Annotated in this window: 3 protein-coding genes; all 3 read right to left on the bottom strand. The window is 32.7% G+C overall.

What is annotated here, in order from left to right; genetic code table 11:
- Positions 1 to 151 precede the first annotated feature (151 nt).
- Positions 152 to 568, bottom strand: a complete 417-nt coding sequence (locus tag DC28_RS04760; protein WP_037546462.1) for a type II toxin-antitoxin system VapC family toxin — start codon at positions 566 to 568, stop codon at positions 152 to 154.
- Positions 549 to 794, bottom strand: coding sequence for a CopG family ribbon-helix-helix protein (locus tag DC28_RS04755; RefSeq protein ID WP_037546460.1), 246 nt, complete (start codon positions 792 to 794; stop codon positions 549 to 551). Before DC28_RS04755 ends, DC28_RS04760 begins: the two co-directional genes overlap by 20 nt.
- A gap of 154 nt (positions 795 to 948) precedes the next feature.
- On the bottom strand, positions 949 to 1217 hold a 269-nt coding region (locus DC28_RS04750; RefSeq protein WP_037546378.1), incomplete at its 5' end, for a HEPN domain-containing protein.

The raw sequence follows: 1217 nt of genomic DNA, 5'->3' as shown, positions 1-1217 counted from the left end.
ATTCGTAAAACTAAACGCCGATTCTTTCGTAAATTTAGGCGCTATTTGACAAATAGAACTGTCTGATTGCTTGGGTAATGATTTGGATGAAATTTCTTTAATCTGATCTTGAATCTTTTTCGTACACCCAATGGTGATCTGATTTCCTGAATTATTCATACACGAAAATATTTTTAATCATTTCTTTGTCGATGGTACGGTAAATATAATAATCATTATCGATTGTTATAATTTCCTTGATATTCAATTTTTCAGAAATATAAACCAGTGATGCATCTGCCAGATCCATTGGAATATCTGAATATTTTTCTGAGAGAGAAATAATCCTATCCAAACCCTCGTATTTTATTTCTTCAATTATTATCCCTCCGAGCCTAATCCATCTTAGAAAATCAATTTGAGCCTGAACATTGAAGGCGAGCATGTGAGACACTTCAGTGATAACCGGCCAGGTACTTATTAATCTTCCCTTATATTTTTTTAGGAAATCAGAGATCGCTTGGTAATACTTATCATTTTTATTAAAAAGAGCGATTAAAGGACCGGCATCAATGAGAGTGTTTTGCATTGAGCTGTTCCTTTAGCCGTGATTTATATTCTGTGGAGAGATTCGAATCAGAGCCATATTTTCCAAAAAAATCCAGGCCTAATTCATAAGGTGGTTTAGATTGATAATGAAATTCGTAATATTCTGAAATTGCTTTTTTGATAATTTCTGATTTAGTAGTTTTTTCTACTTCTATAATCTGAGCAAGCTTATTATCAATTTCATCATTTAAGCGGACAGTTGTCATTCAATCCTCCGTATTACGTATTGTAATACTAATTTGGATTGAAAATCAAGACTAAGTCTACATAACGACCGTTTAACCTGCAATGCGTTAAGCTGGCGCGTGTTTTTGCGAATGCAAAAACCGTGACAGTAGCATTGTCAGGTTGAAATGATTGTTATGTTTCATTTTTTATATCTAATATGTCTTTTGTTTGCTTAAATATATTTTCTGCCTCAATCTTAAACAACTCAGAAGTGTTCTTTGAGGGGAGAACTAAATTTTGGTTTTCTATTTCTCTCGGATATCGCGTATCAGCATAGACCTGATTAAGCATTATTAATATTTTCTTATCAATTTCTATCTTTACATAATTTTGAACTGTACCGAGCAATGAAATAATATTATGAATACGGGGAACAGAGTCTGTGTAGTGCACAATAATTG

It is taken from the genome of Spirochaeta lutea, assembly GCF_000758165.1.
Classification (GTDB): Bacteria; Spirochaetota; Spirochaetia; order DSM-27196; family Salinispiraceae; genus Spirochaeta_D; species Spirochaeta_D lutea.
Note: the sequence above shows the minus strand (reverse complement) of the source record. Positions and strands in the feature narration are given on the sequence as shown.